Here is a 1,874-nt window from a genome sequence, read left to right on the forward strand (position 1 = left end):
GGCGTCCATAGTGTGCTACGAATGCGAGCGCAGCGGTTGCGCGAGCAATGCTTTATTGAAGATGAGGGCAGGCCCCTCGAAGTCGGCTTGCAGGAGTTGGCTTCAAATCACCTCAAGCTGCGCGGGTAAAGAGTCCGCGTGGTGAGCGTTGAGGAAAAGGCGGAGAGAAATTCTGTCAGATGAGTGCTGGTGAGACGAACGCGAGTGAACCACTGATGACGTGTCGAAACCCCATGATGACGCCAAAACCGGGGGGTATGGATGCCCCGGGACAAGGACAGACGGAGCCTGTTGACGGGCTGTCTGGCGTCCGGCATGAAGGTGGCGTGACGCCAGCGCAGGCTTCAATGAGGAACGTAGGAACCTGTCGTCGCGATGCGAAGGGAGAAGCTCAAGCAGGCAGCCCCTGCAAGAGCCTGAGTACCGATGCGCGGCACAGGGGCGGAGTCGTCCGTAGTAGGGAGGAAGGCCCTGTAATGGGGCTGGACCGAAGGGGCGACGTTGCCCGGCAAGACGAGGCAGACAACCGGCAACGGGAGGATCTGTCGCGGCATGCCAAACCGTTTGATGTTTCCAAGCGCGAAGTGTGGGAGGCCTACAAGAAGGTCAAGGCCAACCGGGGCGCTGCAGGAGTCGATCGGCAGACGATCGAAGAGTTCGATTCGAGGTTGGCTGACAACCTTTACAAACTCTGGAATCGGCTGGCCTCGGGAAGCTACCAACCTCCACCGGTCAAACGCGTGGAGATCCCGAAGGCAGGCGGGGGCGTGCGACCGTTGGGGATACCGACGGTCGCCGACCGGGTGGCGCAGATGGTGGTCAAACAGCGTCTTGAGCCGCAACTGGAACCTCGCTTCCATCCCGACTCGTACGGCTACCGGCCGGGTCGGTCGGCACATCAGGCAGTAGCCGTGGCGCGCGTGCGCTGTTGGCAATATGCCTGGGTGCTTGATCTCGACATCAAGGGCTTCTTCGATTCCATCGATCACGCCTTGCTGATGAAGGCGATACGGCATCATACGAAGTGCAGAGTGACGCTTCTGTACATTGAGCGGTGGCTTCGGGCTCCGGTCAGTCTGGCAGACGGCACTACGCAGCAGCGGGAGGCTGGCACACCGCAAGGCGGGGTCATCAGTCCGTTGCTGGCCAATCTGTTTCTGCACTATGTGTTCGACGAATGGATGCGCCGCAACTACCCGGGCGTGCCGTTCGAACGTTATGCCGATGATGTAGTTTGCCACTGTCGCACCCTTGCGGAGGCGGAGGCGCTTAAGGCAGCCCTGGAGCAACGGATGGCGCAGTGCTCACTTGCCTTGCATCCACAGAAGACGAAAGTCGTCTACTGTCGCGATGACAATCGGCGGGAGCGCTTTAGCGTTCATCAGTTTGACTTCCTGGGCTTCTGTTTCCGACCGCGACTCGCAAGATCGCGCGCTGGTACGGTGTTCGTGAGCTTCCTGCCTGCGATCAGCCAAACAGCGGCCAAAGCCATTCGCCAGACAGTGCGTCGATGGCGACTGCATTGCCGACACACTGTGGAATTGACGGACCTGGCGCAGGAGATCAACCCTGTGCTCAAAGGGTGGCTGAAATACTATGGCCGCTTCTATCGTTCGGCTTTGTACGCGGTGTTCGATTAGTTGGATCAGTACCTGGTGCGGTGGGTGCGCAGGAAATACAAGCGCCTAAAGGATAAAGCGAGTCGGGCACGGGAGCTGATGGTCAAGATCAGACATCAGCAGCCGGGTCTGTTTGCTCACTGGATTCTGGCGCAAAACGGTGGGCAATAGGAGCCGGATGAATCGAGAGATTCACGTCCGGTTCTGCGAGGGCCTGCGGGTGCGATTCCCGTGGGCTACTCACCTAACACCTAA

Annotated in this window: 1 protein-coding gene; it reads left to right on the top strand. The window is 59.4% G+C overall.

Annotation, left to right across the window (positions count from 1 at the left end):
- The first annotated feature begins 476 nt into the window (after window positions 1-476).
- Window positions 477-1,640, top strand: coding sequence for a group II intron reverse transcriptase/maturase (gene ltrA, locus ACOJB8_RS40990; RefSeq protein ID WP_475017948.1), 1,164 nt, complete (start codon window positions 477-479; stop codon window positions 1,638-1,640).
- Window positions 1,641-1,874 lie beyond the last annotated feature (234 nt).

The organism is Paraburkholderia sp. BR10141, assembly GCF_056155635.1.

Coding starts and splice junctions, on each gene's coding strand:
- ltrA (WP_475017948.1), top strand. CDS start 477: ATGGGGCTGGACCGAAGGGGCGACGTTGCCCGGCAAGACGAGGCAGAC.